Origin of the sequence: Rhodophyticola sp. (genome assembly GCF_965284195.1) — a bacterium.
GTDB lineage: Bacteria > Pseudomonadota > Alphaproteobacteria > Rhodobacterales > Rhodobacteraceae > Rhodophyticola.
In genome coordinates this window covers 1-19,341 of the sequence record NZ_CBDIRM010000001.1, presented here as the reverse complement: position 1 = coordinate 19,341, position 19,341 = coordinate 1, and the positions used below count along the sequence as shown (strand labels likewise).

Sequence of the window (19,341 nt, the reverse complement as noted above, 5' to 3'; positions counted from 1 at the left end):
GATGGAAACCCTGCCCAGCCGTCGTACCCGGCCCTGCGTCACCGGCGCCCGGCCATCCAGTCTCGCAGCTTTGCCCAGCGCACGGCGGTTCGATCCACCGTCGGTTCGATCACCCGGTCCTCGAACCGTTCCCACATGCGCCAGATGAAGAATAGGAGCAGCGCCAGAAGCGCCAGAATGATGACATTGAGCCACGGGAACAGGCTGACATCGGGGCCGTCCACCGGTCTCAGCGCGACGGCATTGGGATAGGTGGACAGAAACCGCGACCGCCAGCCGTAGTGGGTGATGGCGACCCATTGCGGGTCAGCCGCCGTCGAGCTCAGATTGCTGGCCTCGGCCTGCAGGTCGGCACTGTCCAGCTTGAAATATGGCGGCCAGCCAAATCCGGTATCCTCGTTTCGATAGACCATGACCGACCCGTCTTCCCGGATCGTGTTGATCAGCCTCAGATCGCGATTGCCGCTATCGGCGTTGCCGCTGTCGGGTTGGGCGTAGAAAATCCTGTTCCAGCCCGAAAAATCCTGCCGGATGATCTCCGTGTCGGTGATCCGCGCGATGTCACGGCCCGGTAGCGTGTAATGCATGAAGCCGCCGATGATCAGCGCCAAAATCAGCAGAAAGATTATTCGCGGCCAGCGCATGGCTCAGTGCCCCTCGTTCAATTGGTAACGTACACAAACACGCTCAGCGCGGTGATCGGCAGCACGTAGACGAAGAGGATCAGCCACCTGCTGATCCGTCGCGCCTTGGGGGCCACGCGCTCGTCGACCCATGTATCCCGGTCACCCGGCCGACCTTCCATCACCCAGTCTTCCTCAAGCCGTTCGCGCACGCCCGAACGCCAGTAGAGGAACACGCAGACATACACCAATGTCAGCACAACAATAAGGATGATCGCCATCCGGCCGATATTCAGCATGCGGCACTCCCGGTCTCGCGCGTTTTCATAACCCCTTATATGGGGGCCCGAAAGGGCTTTGGCAGGGCTTGCGGCGCAAGTCTCATCAGCGCAAGTTGCAAAAATGACCGACAGCACCCGCCTTTTCGACGAAATCGCCGCCCGCCGTGACGATCTGATCGCACTGACCCAGGATCTGATCCGCATTCCCACGCTGAACCCGCCCGGTCGCAACTACCGGGAGATTTGCGACTATCTCTCCGCGCGGTTGAGCCGTTCGGGCTTTGCCGTCGAACTGATCCGCGCCGTCGGCGCGCCGGCGGATAGCGAAACCCATCCGCGCTGGAACCTCGTCGCCCGCCACGAGGGGCGAACGCCCGGGGACTGCGTTCATTTCAACTCCCACCATGACGTGGTCGAGATCGGCCATGGCTGGACGATGGAACCCTTTGGCGGCCAGATGAAGGATGGCCGGATCTACGGGCGCGGCGCCTGTGACATGAAAGGCGGGCTCGCCACCTCGATCATCGCCGCGGAGGCGTTCATTGCGGCCTGTCCGGACTATCGCGGAGCCATCGAGATCAGCGCGACGGCGGATGAGGAATCGGGCGGCTTCGGCGGTGTCGCGTATCTGGCCGAACAGGGATATTTCGACCCGTCACGGGTGCAGCATGTGATTATCCCCGAGCCGCTCAACAAGGATCGGATCTGCCTTGGCCACCGGGGCGTCTGGTGGGCGGAGATCGAAACCCATGGCCGGATCGCCCATGGCTCGATGCCGTTTCTGGGCGACTGCGCGGTTCGCCACATGGGCGCGGTTCTCGAAGAGATGGAGCGGCATCTGTTCCCGCTTCTGGCCAGCAAGCGCACGGCGATGCCGGTGGTGCCGGACGGGGCCCGGCAGTCCACGCTCAACATCAATGCGATCCATGGCGGCGAGCCGGTGCAGGAGGAAGGCTACACAGGCTTCCCCTCTCCCTGCGTGCCGGATCGGTGCCGGATCACCATAGATCGCCGCTTCCTCATAGAAGAGGATATCTCGGAGGTGAGAGCCGAAATCACCGCAATGCTGGAGAAGATCAAGGCGGAACGTCCGAAGTTCAGCTATGAGATCCGCGACCTGTTCGAGGTCCAGCCGACAATGACGGACGAAAATGCCCCGGTGGTCAGAACCGTGCAGGCCGCCATCGAAAAGGTGCTGTCGAAACAGGCTGAGTTCGTGGTTTCCCCCGGAACGTATGACCAGAAACATATCGACCGGATCGGCCGGCTGAAAAACTGTATCGCATACGGGCCCGGTATTCTCGATCTGGCTCATCAACCCGATGAATGGATCGGCATCGATGACATGGCCGACAGCGCCAAGGTCATGGCGCTGACGCTGATGGAGTTGCTGGGCAACGGCTAAGGTGGCAACTCAGCAGGCGTGCATGCCCCCCGTCACCGCCGCAGAGCAGATTGGGCGACCTGCCCGGCAGGTCATGCCGGCTAGGGCAAAAGAGGCGACCATGCCGGATCGGAGGCCATGCCCGGCGTCGCCACCCTTTGCAGGTTGCGCCCCGAGATATCGACGGAATAAAGCGCGGGCGCACCATCGGCGCCGGCCGTTTCGCGAGTGAACATGATCACCCGGCCATTCGGCGCCCAGGTCGGGCCTTCGTCGAGGAAAGACGCGGTCAGCAACCGTTCCTCGGACCCGTCGGTGCGCATCACGCCGATATGGAACCGGCCCGCGTTCTGGAAAGTGAATGCGATCAGATCCCCGCGCGGGGACCAGACGGGTGTGCCATAGCGCCCGACCTGGCCCTGGCTGATCCGGCGCGCCTCGCCACCGCTGGCGGGCATCACATAGATCTGCTGGCGGCCCGAACGGTCGCTTTCGAACACGATCTGGCTGCCATCGGGGGAAAAGCTGGGCGCGGTCTCGATCGACGGCGCCTCGGTCAGCCGCGTTCGCTGGCCGGTGTTGAGATCGTAGAGATAGATATCGGTGTTGCCGCCCGATTCCTCGGAATAGACGATCCTGTTGCCATCCGGAGAAAAGCGCGGGGCGAACGACATGGTATCCGGCAGCCCTTCGAGCTGGCGGCGCTGCACCGTGGCCACATCAAGCAGGTAGACGCGCGGAAAGCCGCTTTCGTAGCTGGTGAAGATCACCCGGTCGCCATTGGGCGAAAAGCGCGGGGCCAGCACGATGTTCCGGCTGTCGGTCAGATACTGCACATTCGCACCATCGTAATCCATGATCGCGAGCCGCTTCAGACGGGCATTCTTGGGGCCGGTTTCGGAAATGAAGGCGACACGGGTGTCGAAATACCCACCCTCGCCGGTGATCCGTTCATAGACCTGATCGGCCACGTTATGGGCCATCCGCCGCCAGCTGTCCGGGGACCCCACGAATTGCAGCCCCTCGCCCAGTTGCTGGTCGGCGAACACGTCGAACAGCCGGAACCGCACCATAAGTTGCCCATTGGCGGTCTGTTCGACAGATCCGGTGATCAGCGCCTGCGCGTTGATCGCCTTCCAGTCCGCATATTGAACCGGGCTGTCGAAGCTGGTGATGGTGGAGATGTACGCGCTGGACGGGATCTCCCGGAACAGCCCGGTGCCTCGCAGATCGGCGGAGATCACACGGGTGATATCCTGCGCCACGTCGGCGGCAGCTGCGTTTTCGGCGATGAACACCGGGGCCGCGAAGGGCAGCGGTTCGATCACGCCTTCGGTGATTTCGATGCGCAGCGGGCCGGGGCTGCTCTGAGCCATGGCGGATGTGGCAAGTGCCAGACCTACGGCCAGACAGGTGATCAGAAAGCGGATCATCGCAACCTCATTCCTTCAGGATTAAATACCATTTCTACGCTCCGCCAGTGGTCATAGCTTTCCTCCGGCAGATCAAATCCGTTCGCCCCGCAGCGGATGATCGCCCGGCGCGCGGCCTCGAACGCCTGATTGGCCCCCGAGTTGGTGCCGCCCGTCGCCTCGATCAGACGGATCGAGCCTGTCTCCGGGCGTCCGTCGCGCGCCATGTCGACGCCAACCACCACGGTGGTCTGCAACGCGTCGGACGACAGCGAGCCGACATTCCAGCATTGCTGCACCGCGATCCGGAAGCCGTCGCGCTGACCGGCGGTCAGCGGCGGGCCGGCGGGCTGCGCAGACCCTGTCGGGGCGGGTGCGCTGGCCGCCTCGGCCACCGCATCGGCGATGGCGGCAGCAAGCGGATCTTCTTCGGCCACGGGCGGGGCCGTCTCGGCGGGTGCGGGGGCGGCGGTTTCGACAGAGGCCGGGCGATCGGGCCGCGCCGTGGGGCGGACGGAGGCCTGCGGCGCGATGCTGCCCGCCGAAGGCTCTTCCGCCTCGGTCACGATCTCTGTCGTCGCCTCCTCGGGCGCGCTCGGCGTGACCTCCTCCACCGGAGCATCGGAGGGCTCGGGCGTTGTCGGCTGTTCCACGACGTCGGGCGCCGTTTCGACCTCTGGCTCCGGCACGGGCGCGGGTGTGGGTGCGACGCGCGGCGCCTCCTGCGGCGTCGGCGTGGCGGAGGGCGCGGCGGTCGGGTCGCCCTGCGGCGGGCTCGGCAGCGCGGCGATATCGTCGGTCACCTCGGCCTGAGGCGTCTGCAGATCTGCGACATCCGGGGTGGCCTCGGCCTCGGGCGGCGCGGTTTCGGCGGGTTGGGCCACCTCGGGCGCCGGCGCTTCGGCCTCTGGCGGGCGGGGGGTGGGCGTCGGGCTCGTCACCTCGGGCGCGGCGGGCGTATCGGTCACCGGGGCCGCAGGCGCGGTTTGCGGGCGTGTCATCGCATCGAATTCCGACGTGCTGATGATGCTGACACCGGTCACCTGAAACTCCACAGGGTCGCTTTCGCGCACGATGCCGCCGATCGCCACCCAGACGATAAGGCCAATATGCATGCCAGCGGAGGCGTAGAGGGACCGGCGCATCGCCACATCACCCCCCCGACCCGTCGAGCGCGGGGCCACCGGCATCGGTGACAAGCCCGATCTCGCGGAAACCTCCGGCATTGAGCGCGCCCATGACCTGCATCACCTGTTCATAGGGGATCGATCCGTCGGCACGAAGAAAGACCTGATTGCCATCACGTTCCGCGGCAATCGCCTGCAGCCGCGGGATCAGATCCGCAAGCGGCACCTCGGTGGTTTGGATCATCACCCGGCCATCCGCGGCCAGCGTGATCGACAGCGGCTCCTCCTCATCGCCGGGCAACGCCTCCGCCGCCGTTTCCGGCAGTTCGACCGGGACGCCGACCGTCATCAGGGGGGCCGCCACCATGAAGATGATCAGCAAACACAGCATCACGTCCACAAAAGGCGTGACGTTGATCTCGGACATCGGCTTCGAGCCGCCGCCCCGGCGGCCCCGCCTGCGCCCGCCCGATCCCTTCGTTGCGACATGCGCGCCCATGGCTCAATCCAACTGCCGTGAGAGAAGCGTGGAGAACTCATCGGCAAAGCCTTCGTAGCCGCCGATCAGCCGGTCCGCATCGGACGAGAGCTTGTTGTAGAAAATGACCGCCGGGATGGCCGCCAGAAGGCCAAGCCCCGTCGCCAGAAGCGCCTCCGCGATGCCCGGTGCGACCACGGCGAGCGAGGTATTGCCCGAAATGGCAATCTCCTGAAACGACCGCATTATGCCCCAGACCGTGCCGAACAGGCCCACGAAAGGTGCCGTCGCCCCGGTCGTGGCCAGAAAGTTCAGCCCCGAGGTCAGGCGTTCGTTTTCCCGCGCGATGGCCACATCCATCGAGCGATCCACCCGCTGCTGAACACCGGGGATCAGCGCGCCATCGTCCCGGAGGGACCGGCGCCATTCCGTCATCCCGGCCACGAACACCCGTTCCGACGCGCTGCGCGGCTGGTCGGCCACTTGGTCGTAAAGCTCGTCCAGCGGCTCCCCCGACCAGAATGCCGCGTCGAACGCTGCGGCGTTGCTGCGCGCCTTCCGGTACAGCGCGTATTTGGAAAAGGTAATCGCCCAAACCCAGACAGAGGCCACCATCAGGGCCACCATCACGAGTTGGACGGTCAAGGTTGCACGAAAGAAAAGCGCCAGAAGGGTAAAATCCGCCTCCTGCGCCATGCTTAGCGTCTCGGTTTCCATTGCCTGGTCTTCCTGCTTGCCCCAGCCCGGTTCGGGCGCGGTTGTCGATTGCGCCTCATTAAGGTCTCACATTAACAACTTGTAAGGGGGAACACCAATGATTGTGCGTCACCCCCGCGTGAGCACTGAAATTGTTTCAAGCTTTTGGCGAATATCCGCCGGGAGGCGCGTCGCCCGCCCCGCAGGTCCGATGCAGACCACGCTGACCCGGGCCTGAAAGATCAGCTGATCGCCGCGCAGCACAGTCTGCGGCATGTCGAACCGAGCGCCGGTCACACCGTCGAGCGTGGTTTCGACCACGAGTTCATCGTCGTAATGCGCGGCGGCAAGGTAATCCGCCTCGACCCGGCGCACGGCGAAAACGATACCCTGCGCGCGCTTCATCTCCGCCTGGTCGATCCCCGCCTCGCGCACCATTTCGGACCGGGCCCGTTCGATGAATTTCAGGTAATTGGCGTAATAGACCAGACCCGCAAGATCGGTGTCTTCGTAATAGACGCGGATGGGCCAGCGATGGATCATTGGGCGGCTCCGATACGCGCGGCAAGGCGCAGGGCGTGAGAGGGATCGGCGGACATCTGTGGCATCACCGGGTCATAGCTTGCGCGGATCACCCCGGCGATCCCGGGTTTGAGCAATGCCGGGCCGCCCGGGCGCAGGATCGCAAGGGGCGATGTTCCGACAAAGGCGGTATCCGACCACAAAACGATGGTCTGCACCATCTGCGACAAGGCGATGGTTTCGGCGGCGGCCTCCCGCATTGCGGCGTCCATCCGGATGAAGACGAAGGCGGCCTTGATTGCCCCGCCCTCGTCGAAGCGAAAACTGCGGTACTGGTTTGCATCGGCCTCTTCAAGCCGCGCCACCAGCGGGCCCAGATCGGGGATCAGACGGTCCAGATTCGGGGTCGCCGTCAGTTCACCCCATTCACGCAGAAAGAACACCATCAGATTGGCGCCCAGTTCCGGGTCGGTTTCGGCCATCCGATGGTTAGCCAGCGTCACGATCGCCTCGACCGCGCCCTTGAACACCGCCACTGTGGCGTCATCCACACCGAAAACCACGGGCGCGATCGGCCGGCCCCACCGCGCGAAAAGATATTGCCCGTCCGACCGGGTGAAAAGCGCCCTGACGGCTTCGGCGGTCGGCGCGCTAGGATCCCCGGACATATCCGTCTCCCTGCTTTTGCGATATCGACGCCGGATGCATCCGAACTATCCCTCGAACAAATCGGTCTGATCCGGGCGTCTCGGGGCCTCAAGCCCCAGATGCGCCCAGCCTTTATGCGCCAGCATGCGCCCGCGCGGCGTCCGGGCGATCAGCCCCTGTTGCAGCAGGAACGGCTCGATCACCTCCTCGATCGCATCGCGGCTTTCCGACAAGGCGGCCGACAGCGTTTCGACCCCCACAGGTCCGCCCGCGTAATTCTCCGCCATCAACCGCAGATACCGCCGGTCGGCCCCGTCCAGACCCAGATGATCGACCCCCAGCCGGGTCAGCGCGCTGTCGGCGATGCTCCGCGTCAGCGTGCCATCCCCTTCGACCAGCGCGAAATCGACGACGCGCCGCAAAAGCCGCCCCGCGATCCGGGGTGTGCCCCGCGCCCGGCGGGCGATTTCAAGCGCCCCGTCAGCTTCGGTGGAAATCGCCAGCAGGCGCGCGCCCCGGGTGACGATCTCGTGCAGTTCCGCCACGGTGTAGAATTGCAGCCGGGTGGGAATGCCGAACCGGTCGCGCAGCGGTGTCGTCAACAGGCCAAGCCGCGTGGTCGCCCCCACCAGAGTGAAGGGCTGCAACTCGATACGCACGGTCCGTGCGGCGGGGCCCTCGCCGATCACCAGATCCAGCTCGAAATCCTCAAGCGCGGGATACAGCACCTCCTCCACCGCCGGGTTCAGCCGGTGGATCTCGTCGATGAACAGCACGTCACGCGGTTCCAGATTTGTCAGGATCGCGGCCAGATCTCCGGCGCGCGCCAGAACCGGGCCGGATGTCATGCGGAAATTCACACCCAGTTCGCGCGCCATGATCTGTGCCAGCGTGGTCTTGCCCAGCCCGGGGGGGCCGTGAAAGAGCACATGGTCCATCGCCTCCCCCCGGCGCCTCGCGCTTTCGATGAAGACCGCGAGATTGGCGCGCGCCTCCTCCTGCCCGATGAACTCGGCCAATATCTGCGGGCGCAGCGCCCGGTCGGGGCTGTCCTCGCCGGGTTGGCGGTCGGGGCGGAGGGTCGGATCGGGTTCAGACATCTGCATCGGTTATGGCTGAGGCGTGGAAATTCCGCCAGAGGCGGCCTTGCCCATGGCCGCTCATTCCCTCGGGGCCAGAAGCCGCAGGGCCGCGCGGATCAGGGCGGGTGTATCGGCCTCGCCCGCGTCGCCCGCGGCGGTCGCCACGGCGCTGGCAGCTTCGGATGGCGCGTAGCCCAGGTTCTGCAATGCCGACAGGGCCTCCGCCTGCGCGGACGCAGTGCTGTGGACGGGTGCACGCGGCGCATCTGCGGGTGTGGTCGTGTCGATCACCTCCACGGGCGCATCGCCAAGCGCTTCATGAACGGTCCCGCCAAGCGCCATGACGGCGGGCGCCTTGTCCTTCAGTTCATTGACCACGCGCTGTGCAATCTTGGGCCCGACACCCGGGGCGGCCTTGACTGAGGCCCAGTCCCCGATGGCAATGGCCCGCGCGATGCCTTCGGCCCCAAGCGTGCCGAGGATGGCCATGGAGGCCTTGGCGCCGATCCCCTGAACCGAAATCAGCAAACGGTGCCATTCGCGCTCGTAAAGCGTGAGAAAGCCGAACAGTTGCAGCAGGTCCTCCCGCACCAGCAATTCGGTGTAAAGTGCCGCCATCTGGCCTGCCGGCGGAAGCGCGGCCAATGTCCGATCGGAGCAATAAACGATGTATCCCACCCCGTTCACATCCAGGAGCACGTGATCGCCCGCACGGTGGTCGACCCGGCCTGTCAGCTTCCCGATCATGACGCGGCCTTGATCGCGCGGGCCAGACGCCCGGCGGTCTGCGCGTGAAAAGCGTGGCAGATGGCGATGGCCAGCGCATCGGCGGCATCGTCGCCGGCAGGCACGGCGCCGGGCAATTGCATCCGCACCATATGCCCGATCTGGCGCTTGTCCGCGTGGCCCACACCGACGACCGCCTTCTTCACGGCATTCGGGGCATATTCGGCAACCGGCAGTCCGAACTGCGCGGGCACCAGCATCGCGATGCCACGGGCCTGACCCAGTTTCAGAGTTCCCGCCCCGTCGCGGTTCACGAAAGTCTGCTCCACCGCCGCATGCGTGGGCCGATGCGCCATGAGAACCGCGGTGAGCTGCTGGTGCAGGGACAGAAGCCGGGCGGCCAGATCGCCACCGGAACTGACGCATTGCCCGTTTGCGATGTGACTGAGTCGCGCGCCATCGACCCCGATCACACCCCATCCAAGACATCGAAGCCCCGGATCAATTCCGATTACCCGTATCACCGCCCGTTACCGCCTGTTTCTGCGTCTTTTGCGCATCACTAGCACGAAACGCGAACATTGGCCAGCGCGAGGTCGAAAACCATCCGCGCAATGTCGGTTTTCGAAGCCGGGGTGAACAGGTGGTCGAAAAGCGCCACTGCGGACATCAAAAACGACGTCCTGAAATCGTAATTTTGCCATAATTTATAGGGTTTTAACCTGGAATCCAGCTATGCTGAAATTGCATGCGTCCCATGCAAAAAAAGATGCTTGCGAGGGCGTTGGAGGGGGCCTAGGTGCGGTTCAGAGCAGGACGCTCGTAGAGAACATCTTACGAGATCGGAAAGGACGACTCAGATGGCATTCATTGCAAACCGCCCCCTTGGCGCTGGTTTCAGCGCTATCACCTTTATTGCCGGTCTTGTGGCAAAGATTACCGCATGGAACGACGCCCGTGTGACCCGTACCAGCCTGTCGCGGCTCAGCGATCGCGAACTGGACGATCTGGGCCTTGTCCGTGGTGATATCGACGACATCGCAGCAGGCACGTTCCGCCGCTAGACGGCCCAATCAAAGATCACGGCAAAGGCCGCGCTCGAGGGATCGGCGCGGCCTTTTCCATCCGTGTCACCCCCCTGTCGGTGATCTCAGGGCTGACGGACGAAGTTCACCGCCAGGGCATATTTTTCCGCCAGCCAGAGGGAAGCCGGTTCGGGCATCAACACCCGGGCTGCGAACTGGTCATAGGTGGAGCCGGCCAGCAACGTGTCGATGCGGGCGCTGTAGCTTTCCTGCCCCAGGTGATAGATCAGGAACCCCTTCAGGAGAACGGCGCAGGCGAACCCGTAAATCAGCGCCCGAAGCGGGAAGCGAAAGCGCAGCCGACGACGGGAGCGCGGCACCACAAGCCCATCGGAGGTAATCGCATATGCATTCGGGATTCGCGTCGCATAAGCCTGTTCAATCCGGCTAACCCGATTGTTAAAAAGGCGAATTTGATGATTCATATCGGCAACCCGTGAACCGTGTTGCCCCCACCTTTATCCAATTTAGCAGAATTTGTGACATATCGCCACATTTTTCAGTGACCTAGCGTCAGGGTCGCCCAGTCACCAAGCTCGGCCCGGCGGATCAGTGCGAATCCGGCGCCTTCATACACCGCGATCACCTCATCGGCCTGATCCACAAGGAGGCCGGACAGGATCAGGCGCCCGCCGCGGGCCGAATGCCGGGCCATGTCCGGGGCAAGGTCGATCAGCGGACCCTTCAGGATATTGGCGAAAATGAGGTCAAAAGGAGATTTTGCGGCTAGATCGGGATGATCGAACCCGGCCGCCTCCAGACAGATGACGCGATCGGCCAGGCCGTTGGCCGCGGCGTTGGCGCGGGCCACATCAACGGCAACCTCGTCGATGTCGCTGGCCAGAACCGGTGACGCCCAAGTCCTCGCGGCCGCCAGAGCCAGAACGGCGGTGCCGCAGCCGATATCGGCGGTGTTGTGCGCCACGAAGCCCTGATCGATCAGGGCGTCCAGCGCCTCAAGGCAGCCCTGCGTGGTGCCGTGATGGCCCGTGCCGAACGCCATCGCCGCCTCGATCAGAAGGCCCACGGCATCATCGGGCAGGTTGTCCGCATCATGGCTGCCATAGACGAAAAACCGCCCCGCGACGACCGGGTGCAATTCACGCCGCACCTCGGCCACCCAATCGGTTTCGGGCAATTCGGACACCGCGAAATCTCGTGCCCCATGCGCCGCGGCCAGAAGCGCCAGTGCCACCGCATCGGGCCGGGTCTCGAAGTAGGCACCGACTTCCCAGAGCCCCGATCCGTCCTCCATCTCGAAAACACCGACCCCGGTCGGCTCAAGCGCCTCCAGCGCCGCGCCCAGTGCATCGGCGGCAGCCTTGCCCGGCAAGGTGGTCAACGCGGTAAAAGTGGGCATCGGCGCAGTCCTATTCTGCCGCGGTCGGCAGGGGGCGGGCCAAAACCGTTTCCTGCCCGGCCTCGGGGTGGCGGGGGATCAGCAGGCTGAGCAGAAGGGACACCACCGCCATGCAGGCCGCCAGCACGAACACCCCCATCGGGGAGGTGAGCCAGAGATACCCCAGTGCCGCGGGCAGGAACACCGCCGCGATATGGTTGATCGTGAAGGCCACGGCCGCGGTCGGCGCGATATCCCCGGGCTCGGCGATTTTCTGGAAATAGGTCTTGATGGCAAGCGCGAGCGAAAAGAAGATGTGGTTGATCACATAGAGGCTGGCCGCCATCCAGGGGCCCCAGTCAAAGTGGTAGAGGCCGGCATAGAGAACGAAAACCATCGTCAGCCCGGCATATTCGAAGACCAGCGCCGCCCGTTCGCCAAAGAACGATACCGCCCGGCCCAGAAGCGGTGCGACGATCATGTTGGTCAGCAGCGTCACCATGAACAATGCGGTGATCTGGTGAACCTCGTAGCCATAGCGCTCCACCATCATGAACCCCGCGAAGACGACAAAGATCTGCCGCCGCGCGCCGGACATGAATTGCAGCGCATAATAAAGCCAGTAGCGTTTCCGAAGGACCATCTTCTTGGTCTGCGGGTTGGGGCTTTCGAACTGCGGATAGGCGAGAAACGCAAAAAGCGCGATCGCCGCCGTTGTGCCGCCGGCCAGCCAGTAGACCAGATCATAGCTGAGATCATAGGCCCGCCACGTGAGCACGATCAGCACATAGGCTACCAGCGTCGCGGCCGACCCCATGGAGAGCAGCCACCCAAGGGTCTGCGGCGCCTTCTTCTTGTCGATCCACTGCAACTGCAGCGACTGGTTAACCGTTTCATAATAGTGAAACCCGATGGAGCTGAGCAGCGTGACAAAGAGAAGCCCGCCTAGCGAGGGGAACTGCGCCGTCATCGCGGTGGCCACGCCAAGCAGCATAAGCGAGATCAGCCCCAGAACCTGCTCGCGGATGAAGATGATCAACGCGATCACACCGATGGCCAGAAACCCCGGGATCTCGCGCACCGTGTGCAGCCAGCCGATATCGGCGCCGTCGAACCCGGCCATTTCGACCACGAAGTTGTTGAGCAGGGCGGACCATGTGGCAAAGGCGATCGGCATCGCGAAGGCCATCAGGAACAGCAATGCCTGCGGGCGCCGCCATCGCGGCAGCGATTTCGCCTGTTCAAGCGTCAGGGTGTTGAAGGTATCGCCAAGCGCCATGGGCTTGGCTTTACGCCTGTCGGGCCGGTTTGGCGAGAGCCAAAGGCCCCAAGCCGCCGCCCGGCCGGTCGCGGTGAGGATCGGATCTTCCTGAGCACCAGGCGGACGCACCGCATCAAATCGGGTTCCCCGCCGAGACACTTCTCCCGGGGGGCCGGATATGTCAGATTGAGCCATGAGCCAGGCCGAGACCCGCGATAACACCCATCTGACCGACCGCTACGACCGGCTTGCCGGCGTCTGGCGCGACAAGATGCGAAGCCTCGGCTATTACGACGCCTATCTCGGGTTTCTTTCCTCGCAATTGCCGCGGCCCGGATCTGAGGCGCGCATTCTGGATATCGGCTGCGGCAGCGGAGCCTTTGCCGAGGCCTGGGCGGCGATCCACGGGAGCGGGGTCGATATCACCTTGCTGGACCCGTCCGCCCCGATGCTGGCCCGGGCGGAAGCCGTACTTGCGCGGCGCGGCCTTCGGGCGGAACCGGCGCAAGGGATACTGGAAAGCTACCAGCCGCCCGCTCCGTTCGACCATCTGCTTGCGGCCCATGTGATCGAGCATTGCCCCGATCCGGGCGCAGCGCTGGCGGATATGCGCGGGCTTGTCCGGACGGGCGCGCGGCTCTGGCTGGTCGCCTCCAAACCCCATTGGTGCAACGCGATCATCTGGCTGCAATGGCGGCATCGGACCTTCGAGCCATCGGAGGTCGCCCTGATGCTGGAACGGGCCGGATGGGCGCTGGACGACATCTACGACTTTCCCGCAGGCCCGCCGTCGCGCACCAGCCGCGGGTACCTTGCCCGCGCGATCTGAGGCCATAGCGTAGCTTTCGCACCCGTTGGCGACCTGACAGCAGCCCGGGCAGGGCTGAGTCCGGGCCCCGCCCCTTGTCAGCCTGCTGTCAGGTCGCCAACACGTTGCGAAACGCCCAGGGCATGGTCGGATCAATATCCTCGGGGAAATGCTCCCAACGATCCTGAAGCGGGGTCCAGTCCGTGTAGTGAGCCTCCACCGGGCCCAGATACGGGCGCTGCACCTCAAGGCAGCGGGCGTGGTCCATCTCGTCGGTCTCCACGATGCCTGCATCGGGGTTCTCCAGCGCCCAGACCATGCCCGCCAGAACGGCGGAGGTAACCTGCAGCCCGGTCGCGTTCTGAAACGGCGCAAGGTCGCGGGTTTCCGCATTCGACAGCCGCGAGCCGAACCAGAGCGCGTTCTTGGCGTGGCCGTAAAGCAGTACGCCCAGCTCGTCGATGCCGCCGACGATCTCGTCCACATCGAGGATTTCATGTTTGCTCTGCTGACGGCCGGCACCGAACATCTCATGCAGCGAAAGGACCGCGTCGTCGCAGGGATGATAGGCGTAATGGCAGGTCGGGCGGAACTCGGGCGATGCCCCCGCGCCCACCGTGTAATAGTCGGCGATGGAAATCGCCTCGTTATGGGTGACGAGGAAGCCGAATTGCGGGCCCGGTGTGGGGCACCAGGTATGAACGCGCGTGATCGCGCCCGGACGGTCCAGCCAGATGCCCGCCTGGCAGCCGGTTTCATGCCGGTACCCGTTTTCGGGGAACCAGGGTTCATGTGTGCCCCAGCCCAGTTCTGCGGGCTGGAAGCCTTCGGCAATGAACCCTTCCACAGACCAGGTGTTGACGAACACATTCCGGGGCCGCGGCTTGGGACGGACCTGCGTATCCCGCTCGGCGATATGAATGCCCTGAACGCCAAGCCCCTGCATCAGCCGCCCCCACCCGGCACGGTCCGAAGGCACGGTCGCGTCCTGGCCGGTGTCCCGCGCAAGGGTCAAAAGCGCTTCTTTCACGAACCAGCTGACCATGCCGGGATTGGCGCCACAGCAGCTTACCGCGGTCGAGCCGCCGGGATTGGCTGCCTTTTCGTCGCGCACCGCCTGCCTCAGCGCGTAATTCGTCCGCTGCGCATTGTCGCTCGTTTCGAAGTAGAACCCCGCCCAGGGTTCGACCACCGTGTCGATATAGGGCACTCGAAGTTCGCGGCAGAACTTCATCAGATCCAGCGACGAGGTGTCGACGGAAAGGTTGACGACGAAGCCCTTGCCCGGCTCCAGCATCTCACCCAGGATTTCCCGGTAGTTCTCACGGGTCAGCGCCACTTGCCGATGCGCGATCCGGTGCTGTTTGAGAAACAGCGCGGCGTCGGCGGACGGCTCGATCACCGTCAGCTTGTCGGCGTCATGGTCGAAATGGCGCTGGATCAGCGGCAGCGTGCCTTTGCCGATGGAACCGAAACCGATCATCAGGATCGGGCCATCGATGCGGGCATAAACGGGATGGGACATGGGGCGCGGGCTCCGGGCTGACTTGGTTTGCGGTGCTCATACGCGCAGAGACCTGTCGTTGCAAACTGGCGCGGATGACACCCGGGCGCAATCCGCGCACCCGGTGCGGAAAAGCCGCGCCAAGAGCCCGAGACAACTGGTATCCCGCCCGGGGATCACGATAGGGTCCTCCATCTGCACTGTTCGACGGATCTGACCTGAATGACCCAAACGCCTTCAAAATCATCGCGTGCCCTGATGGTGATCGGCTGGCACGAATGCATAAGCCTGCCGGAGCTTGGGTTGAGAAACTTCGCCGTCAAGGTCGATACCGGGGCCAAGACAACGGCGCTCCACGCATCCGATATCGAGACGTTTCGCAGAGATGGCCGTGATTGGGTCAGGTTTCAGCCGCCGGAGGTCAATGGGCTGACCCCCGCTCAGGTCGAATGCCCGATCCATACGATCCGGGACATCACAAATACCAGCGGCGTGCCCGAGACCCGGATCGTGATCCACACACCGATGGTGATTGCGCGGCGGAAGTGGCATATAGACATTTCCCTGGCCGATCGCGGCTCCATGCGATTTCCGCTTATTCTCGGGCGGCGGGCGCTTCGCGGGCACAATATCGCGGTTCATCCCGGTCGATCCTACCTCGTCAGCTCGAAACCCCGTTTCAAAGGAACACACCTATGAAAATCGCCATGCTTGCCAGAAACCCCACGCTTTACTCTCACCGGCGTCTGGCGGAAGCAGCGGAAGCACGGGGCCATTCGCTCGATATCATAAACACTTTGCGGTGCTACATGAACATCGCCTCGCGGAGGCCCGAGGTTTTCTACAATGGCGAGAAGCTTGTGGGGTATGACGCCGTCATCCCGCGGATCGGCGCATCGGTCACCTTTTACGGAATGGCCGTCCTGCGGCAGTTCGAGATGCAGGGCGTCTATCCGCTGAACGAAAGTGTCGCCATCGGGCGCTCCCGGGACAAGCTGCGATCCATGCAGCTTCTGGCGCGGGACGGGATCGGCCTTCCGGTGACCACATTCGCCCATGATCCGAAGCAGACCGAAGAGGTGCTGGAGCTTGCGGGCGGCGCGCCCGTGGTGATCAAGCTGCTCGAAGGCACACAGGGCATCGGGGTGGTTCTGGCCGATACCAAACGATCGGCCAAATCGGTGGTGGAGGCGTTTCGCGGCGCGGGTGTGAACATCCTGCTGCAGGAGTTCATCAAGGAAGCTGGCGGCACCGATATCCGCGCCATAGTGGTGGGCGGCAGGGTCATCGCCGCGATGAAACGCACGGGCGCAGCGGGGGACTTCCGCTCGAACCTGCACCGGGGCGGCTCGGCGGAGCTTATCAAACTGTCGCCGGAGGAACGCTCGACCGCTGTCCGCGCGGCCCGGGCGATGGGTCTCAATGTCTGCGGCGTCGACATGTTGCGCGCCAATCACGGGCCGGTGGTGATGGAGGTGAACTCCTCCCCCGGGCTGGAAGGCGTGGAAAAGGCCACCGGGCTGGACGTGGCCGGCAAGATCATCGAATACATCGAGAAGAATGCCAAACCCGGCGCCACGAAGACCAAAGGCAAGGGATGATCAGACGCGCAAGCTTCGGGATCGCCGGCGAGATCATCGACGCCGGAAGCCGAAAGACGGTACAGCTTCCGGTCAGCACGCTGTCCGATCATACGCCGGTCGCCATCTCGGCCCATGTCATCCATGGTCGCCGCGAAGGCCCGACGGTCTTTGTCAGCGCGGGCATTCACGGGGACGAGGTGATCGGTGTCGAGATCGTGCGCCGGCTGCTGCGGGCCCGAACCCTCAAATCCTTGCGCGGCACCCTGATCGTTGTGCCGATCGTGAACACTTTCGGCTTTCTCAACCATTCGCGCTATCTGCCTGACCGGCGGGATCTCAACCGCTGTTTCCCCGGTTCGCCCCACGGGTCGCTTGCGTCACGGCTGGCGCATATCTTCCTGAAGGAAATCGTCTCGCACTGTTCGCTCGGGATCGATCTGCATTCGGCGGCGATCCACCGGACCAACCTGCCGCAGATCCGTGTATCCGCCCGAAATCGCAATGCCTTGCAACTGGCGCAGGTGTTCGGCGCGCCGGTGATCCTGACCAGCAGCCTGCGCCCCGGCAGCTTGCGGGCCGAGGCGCAGAAGCTTGGCGTCGACATGCTGCTTTACGAGGCGGGCGAAGGGATGCGGTTCGATGAAATGTCCGTCCGCGCCGGTGTTGCCGGCATCCTGAGGGTTCTGAAGAGCCTTGAGATGCTGCCGCCGAAAGGCATTGCAAAGGCCAGCGCCCGGTCGGTTTTGTGTTCGGACAGCCACTGGATGCGCGCGCCCGTCGGCGGCCTGCTGCGCATGTTCAAAAGCGAAGGCGATGTGATCAAGGAAGGCGAGATAATCGCCGCCATCGCGGACCCGTTCGGCGAAGTCGAAACAGAGGTGGCGGCGGAATACAGCGGCATCATCGTCGGCCGGGCGGTCATGCCCATCGTGCATGAGGGCGATGCCCTGTTCCATATCGCGACGGTGAAATCCGTCGATGTCGCCGAAGCCGCGATCGACGATCTGGCCAGCCAGCTGGAAGAAGATCCGCTGTTCGACGAGGACGAGATCATCTGATCACGCGCCCGTCGCCCCGAAGCCGCCCGACCGGGCGGCGCGGGCGCGCACTCCCATGACCAAAGCAAAAGGGCCGCGCATGGCATGGCGCGGCCCCTGATCCTCCGGCGTCGAAACGCTCAGTTCTTGGCGTAGTATTCCACGACCAGATTCGGCTCCATATGCACCGGATAGGGCACATCGCCGAGGGTCGGGGTCCGCACGAAGCTGGCGGTCAGCTTGTTGTGGTCGACGTCGATATAGTCGGGCACATCGCGCTCGGCCAATTGAGTGGCCTCCAGAATCGCGGCCATCTGCTTGGACTTCTCGCGCACCTCGATCACGTCGCCCTCTTTCACGCGGTAGGAGGGGATGTTGACGCGCTCGCCGTTCACCAGCACATGGCCGTGGTTCACGAACTGACGCGCGGCAAAGACGGTCGGCACGAATTTCGCGCGGTAGACCACGGCGTCCAGACGGCGCTCCAGCAGGCCGATCAGGTTTTCACCGGTATCGCCCTTGACCCGCTCGGCCTCGGCATAGATGCGGCGGAACTGCTTTTCGGTCAGATCGCCATAGTAGCCCTTCAGCTTTTGCTTGGCGCGAAGCTGGATGCCGAAGTCGGACAGCTTACCCTTGCGGCGCTGACCGTGCTGGCCGGGGCCATATTCGCGGCGGTTGACCGGGGATTTCGGACGACCCCAGATGTTTTCGCCCATCCGGCGGTCGATTTTGTACTTGGCAGACGTGCGTTTGGTCACGGCTGGTCTCCTTCCGATGCGCCGCCCGATGGCGGCTATGAAGGGCGTTGTCCTCTGGCAGAAGCCTGACAGGTCTCCCCTTGCGGGGACCACCAACACCAATGAAAACCCCGGCAGGTGACCGCCGGGAATGGGTGCTTTTACTCAATGCCGGAGCGGTGTCAATGCCCTCGCGTGGTATGCATCAGGATCGCAGCCTCCGCCCGGCTGACCATCCGCCGGGCCGAGGGGCCGTAATTGTGGGGATCCTGCAACAGGTCGGGGCGCATCTCGATCAGCAGATCCCGCTGCCGGGGTTCCAGATGATCCAACCCCATGAAGCCGGGATGAAAGGTCTCGACCTCCAGCCCGTTGGCCCAGATCACCTGATGCCGGTCCAGCATCAGATGCACATAATGGGTTTCGCGCAGCGAATGATCGACAGTGATGAACCGGTCCCCGACAAGATCGGCGGCGCGCACCAGAACCTCGGGCTCGCCCCAGAGGTCCTGCGCGGCACGGCCCTTGACCAGAACCCGATGTTCGGGGGAGACGATCAGATCGTCATCGGGACGATCCACGCCAAGCGCGCCCACGCGCATCCGGATCGGCCGCTGCTCCGGCATTGCGAAAAGCCGCGCGCCCGACATGCGCCGATGGCCGGACCAGAGCACCTCCTGCGGGCCGTCATCCCGGGTCAGCACCCTGTCGCCGGGGCCCAGATCCTCGATGGTCATATCGCCGTTTTCGGTACGGATCCGCGTGCCCGGCGTGAAGCAGATCACCGCCGGCAGGGTCTCCCCCACCGGCGGCAGGATACGCTGGCTGGCCTGCACGATCGTCATCTCGCGATTGGCGGGCGGCATGTTTTCGGGAAACAGCAGGATCGGCAGGCGCCCGTCGGCAGGCACCACCGGGACGACCGTGTAGAACCGGGCCCCGTCGGACAGGATGAAGGCTCCGCGAAAAAGCGGATCGGCGTCTTCGGCCGCATCTTCCATGGGT

Annotated in this window: 23 protein-coding genes; 6 read left to right on the top strand and 17 right to left on the bottom strand. The window is 64.1% G+C overall.

From position 1 onward, the window contains the following. Positions 1–38 precede the first annotated feature (38 nt). Together ACQ651_RS00115 and ACQ651_RS00110 are read right to left on the bottom strand one after the other, a co-directional pair. Positions 39–644, bottom strand: a complete 606-nt coding sequence (locus ACQ651_RS00115) for a DUF1523 family protein (RefSeq protein ID WP_227284408.1) — start codon at positions 642–644, stop codon at positions 39–41. Positions 645–661: 17 nt separating this feature from the next. Next, positions 662–922 (bottom strand): hypothetical protein, encoded by a 261-nt coding sequence (locus tag ACQ651_RS00110; protein WP_121896507.1) that lies wholly within the window; start codon positions 920–922, stop codon positions 662–664. A 103-nt stretch (positions 923–1,025) separates the two neighbouring features. Here ACQ651_RS00110 and ACQ651_RS00105 point away from each other — a divergent pair, with 103 nt between their 5' ends. Further along, entirely contained in the window at positions 1,026–2,309 is a 1,284-nt protein-coding gene (locus tag ACQ651_RS00105) for an acetylornithine deacetylase/succinyl-diaminopimelate desuccinylase family protein (protein ID WP_227284409.1), read from the top strand. Positions 2,310–2,389: 80 nt separating this feature from the next. Here ACQ651_RS00105 and tolB read toward each other — a convergent pair whose 3' ends face one another. From tolB to ruvC, 9 genes are all read right to left on the bottom strand, one after another. Further along, positions 2,390–3,721, bottom strand: a complete 1,332-nt coding sequence (tolB, locus tag ACQ651_RS00100) for a Tol-Pal system beta propeller repeat protein TolB (protein WP_430447757.1) — start codon at positions 3,719–3,721, stop codon at positions 2,390–2,392. After that, positions 3,718–4,815, bottom strand: coding sequence for an energy transducer TonB (locus ACQ651_RS00095; protein ID WP_430447756.1), 1,098 nt, complete (start codon positions 4,813–4,815; stop codon positions 3,718–3,720). Before ACQ651_RS00095 ends, tolB begins: the two co-directional genes overlap by 4 nt. Before the next feature lie 37 nt (positions 4,816–4,852). Then, positions 4,853–5,326 carry an ExbD/TolR family protein gene (locus ACQ651_RS00090; RefSeq protein ID WP_227284411.1) on the bottom strand — a complete coding sequence of 158 codons (474 nt, stop codon included), beginning with the start codon at positions 5,324–5,326 and terminating at the stop codon, positions 4,853–4,855. A gap of 3 nt (positions 5,327–5,329) precedes the next feature. Continuing rightward, the gene (gene tolQ, locus ACQ651_RS00085; RefSeq protein ID WP_121896503.1) at positions 5,330–6,022 is read right to left on the bottom strand and encodes a protein TolQ; all 693 of its coding nucleotides are present in this window, start codon (positions 6,020–6,022) and stop codon (positions 5,330–5,332) included. Positions 6,023–6,130: 108 nt separating this feature from the next. Continuing rightward, positions 6,131–6,544, bottom strand: a complete 414-nt coding sequence (gene ybgC / locus ACQ651_RS00080; RefSeq protein WP_227284412.1) for a tol-pal system-associated acyl-CoA thioesterase — start codon at positions 6,542–6,544, stop codon at positions 6,131–6,133. Continuing rightward, the gene (locus ACQ651_RS00075; RefSeq protein ID WP_227284413.1) at positions 6,541–7,191 is read right to left on the bottom strand and encodes a hypothetical protein; all 651 of its coding nucleotides are present in this window, start codon (positions 7,189–7,191) and stop codon (positions 6,541–6,543) included. The genes ybgC and ACQ651_RS00075 overlap by 4 nt, the downstream gene beginning before the upstream one ends. Before the next feature lie 45 nt (positions 7,192–7,236). Continuing rightward, a complete protein-coding gene (ruvB, locus tag ACQ651_RS00070; protein ID WP_227284414.1) occupies positions 7,237–8,271 on the bottom strand; it encodes a Holliday junction branch migration DNA helicase RuvB in 1,035 nt (344 codons plus the stop codon). Positions 8,272–8,331: 60 nt separating this feature from the next. Further along, on the bottom strand, positions 8,332–9,000 hold the full coding sequence (ruvA, locus tag ACQ651_RS00065; RefSeq protein WP_430447755.1) for a Holliday junction branch migration protein RuvA: 669 nt from the start codon (positions 8,998–9,000) through the stop codon (positions 8,332–8,334). Further along, positions 8,997–9,503, bottom strand: coding sequence for a crossover junction endodeoxyribonuclease RuvC (ruvC, locus tag ACQ651_RS00060; protein WP_227284416.1), 507 nt, complete (start codon positions 9,501–9,503; stop codon positions 8,997–8,999). The genes ruvA and ruvC overlap by 4 nt, the downstream gene beginning before the upstream one ends. A 336-nt stretch (positions 9,504–9,839) precedes the next feature. On the opposite strand from ruvC, the gene ACQ651_RS00055 reads away from it, so the two are divergent. Then, positions 9,840–10,043, top strand: a complete 204-nt coding sequence (locus ACQ651_RS00055; protein WP_121896498.1) for a DUF1127 domain-containing protein — start codon at positions 9,840–9,842, stop codon at positions 10,041–10,043. An 86-nt stretch (positions 10,044–10,129) separates the two neighbouring features. On the opposite strand, the gene ACQ651_RS00050 is transcribed toward ACQ651_RS00055, so the two are convergent. From ACQ651_RS00050 to ACQ651_RS00040, 3 genes are all read right to left on the bottom strand, one after another. Further along, complete coding sequence (locus ACQ651_RS00050) at positions 10,130–10,384, bottom strand: hypothetical protein (RefSeq protein WP_227284417.1); 255 nt, start codon at positions 10,382–10,384, stop codon at positions 10,130–10,132. Positions 10,385–10,563: 179 nt separating this feature from the next. Further along, complete coding sequence (locus tag ACQ651_RS00045; protein ID WP_227284418.1) at positions 10,564–11,424, bottom strand: 50S ribosomal protein L11 methyltransferase; 861 nt, start codon at positions 11,422–11,424, stop codon at positions 10,564–10,566. A 10-nt stretch (positions 11,425–11,434) separates the two neighbouring features. Continuing rightward, entirely contained in the window at positions 11,435–12,682 is a 1,248-nt protein-coding gene (locus ACQ651_RS00040; protein ID WP_430447753.1) for an MFS transporter, read from the bottom strand. A gap of 175 nt (positions 12,683–12,857) precedes the next feature. Between ACQ651_RS00040 and ACQ651_RS00035 the strand changes: the two genes are divergently transcribed. Beyond that, positions 12,858–13,493: a class I SAM-dependent methyltransferase gene (locus ACQ651_RS00035; RefSeq protein WP_430447752.1), complete on the top strand. Its 636-nt coding sequence runs from the start codon at positions 12,858–12,860 to the stop codon at positions 13,491–13,493. Between the two features lie 88 nt (positions 13,494–13,581). Here the strand turns inward: ACQ651_RS00035 and ACQ651_RS00030 are convergent, their stop codons facing one another. After that, complete coding sequence (locus tag ACQ651_RS00030) at positions 13,582–14,997, bottom strand: homospermidine synthase (protein WP_227284421.1); 1,416 nt, start codon at positions 14,995–14,997, stop codon at positions 13,582–13,584. Between the two features lie 201 nt (positions 14,998–15,198). On the opposite strand from ACQ651_RS00030, the gene ACQ651_RS00025 reads away from it, so the two are divergent. Genes ACQ651_RS00025 through ACQ651_RS00015 form a run of 3 tightly spaced genes read left to right on the top strand, consistent with a single transcriptional unit; the run spans position 15,199 to position 17,617 of the window. After that, complete coding sequence (locus ACQ651_RS00025; protein WP_227284422.1) at positions 15,199–15,675, top strand: ATP-dependent zinc protease family protein; 477 nt, start codon at positions 15,199–15,201, stop codon at positions 15,673–15,675. Further along, positions 15,672–16,577: a 30S ribosomal protein S6--L-glutamate ligase gene (gene rimK / locus ACQ651_RS00020; protein WP_227284423.1), complete on the top strand. Its 906-nt coding sequence runs from the start codon at positions 15,672–15,674 to the stop codon at positions 16,575–16,577. The genes ACQ651_RS00025 and rimK overlap by 4 nt, the downstream gene beginning before the upstream one ends. Next, positions 16,574–17,617: a succinylglutamate desuccinylase/aspartoacylase family protein gene (locus ACQ651_RS00015; RefSeq protein ID WP_430447751.1), complete on the top strand. Its 1,044-nt coding sequence runs from the start codon at positions 16,574–16,576 to the stop codon at positions 17,615–17,617. Before rimK ends, ACQ651_RS00015 begins: the two co-directional genes overlap by 4 nt. A 119-nt stretch (positions 17,618–17,736) precedes the next feature. Here the strand turns inward: ACQ651_RS00015 and rpsD are convergent, their stop codons facing one another. Both rpsD and ACQ651_RS00005 read right to left on the bottom strand, forming a co-directional pair. Then, entirely contained in the window at positions 17,737–18,357 is a 621-nt protein-coding gene (gene rpsD, locus ACQ651_RS00010) for a 30S ribosomal protein S4 (protein WP_121896491.1), read from the bottom strand. A 161-nt stretch (positions 18,358–18,518) separates the two neighbouring features. After that, positions 18,519–19,341 (bottom strand): Hint domain-containing protein (locus ACQ651_RS00005; RefSeq protein ID WP_430447749.1); only part of this gene is annotated, 823 nt, incomplete at its 5' end.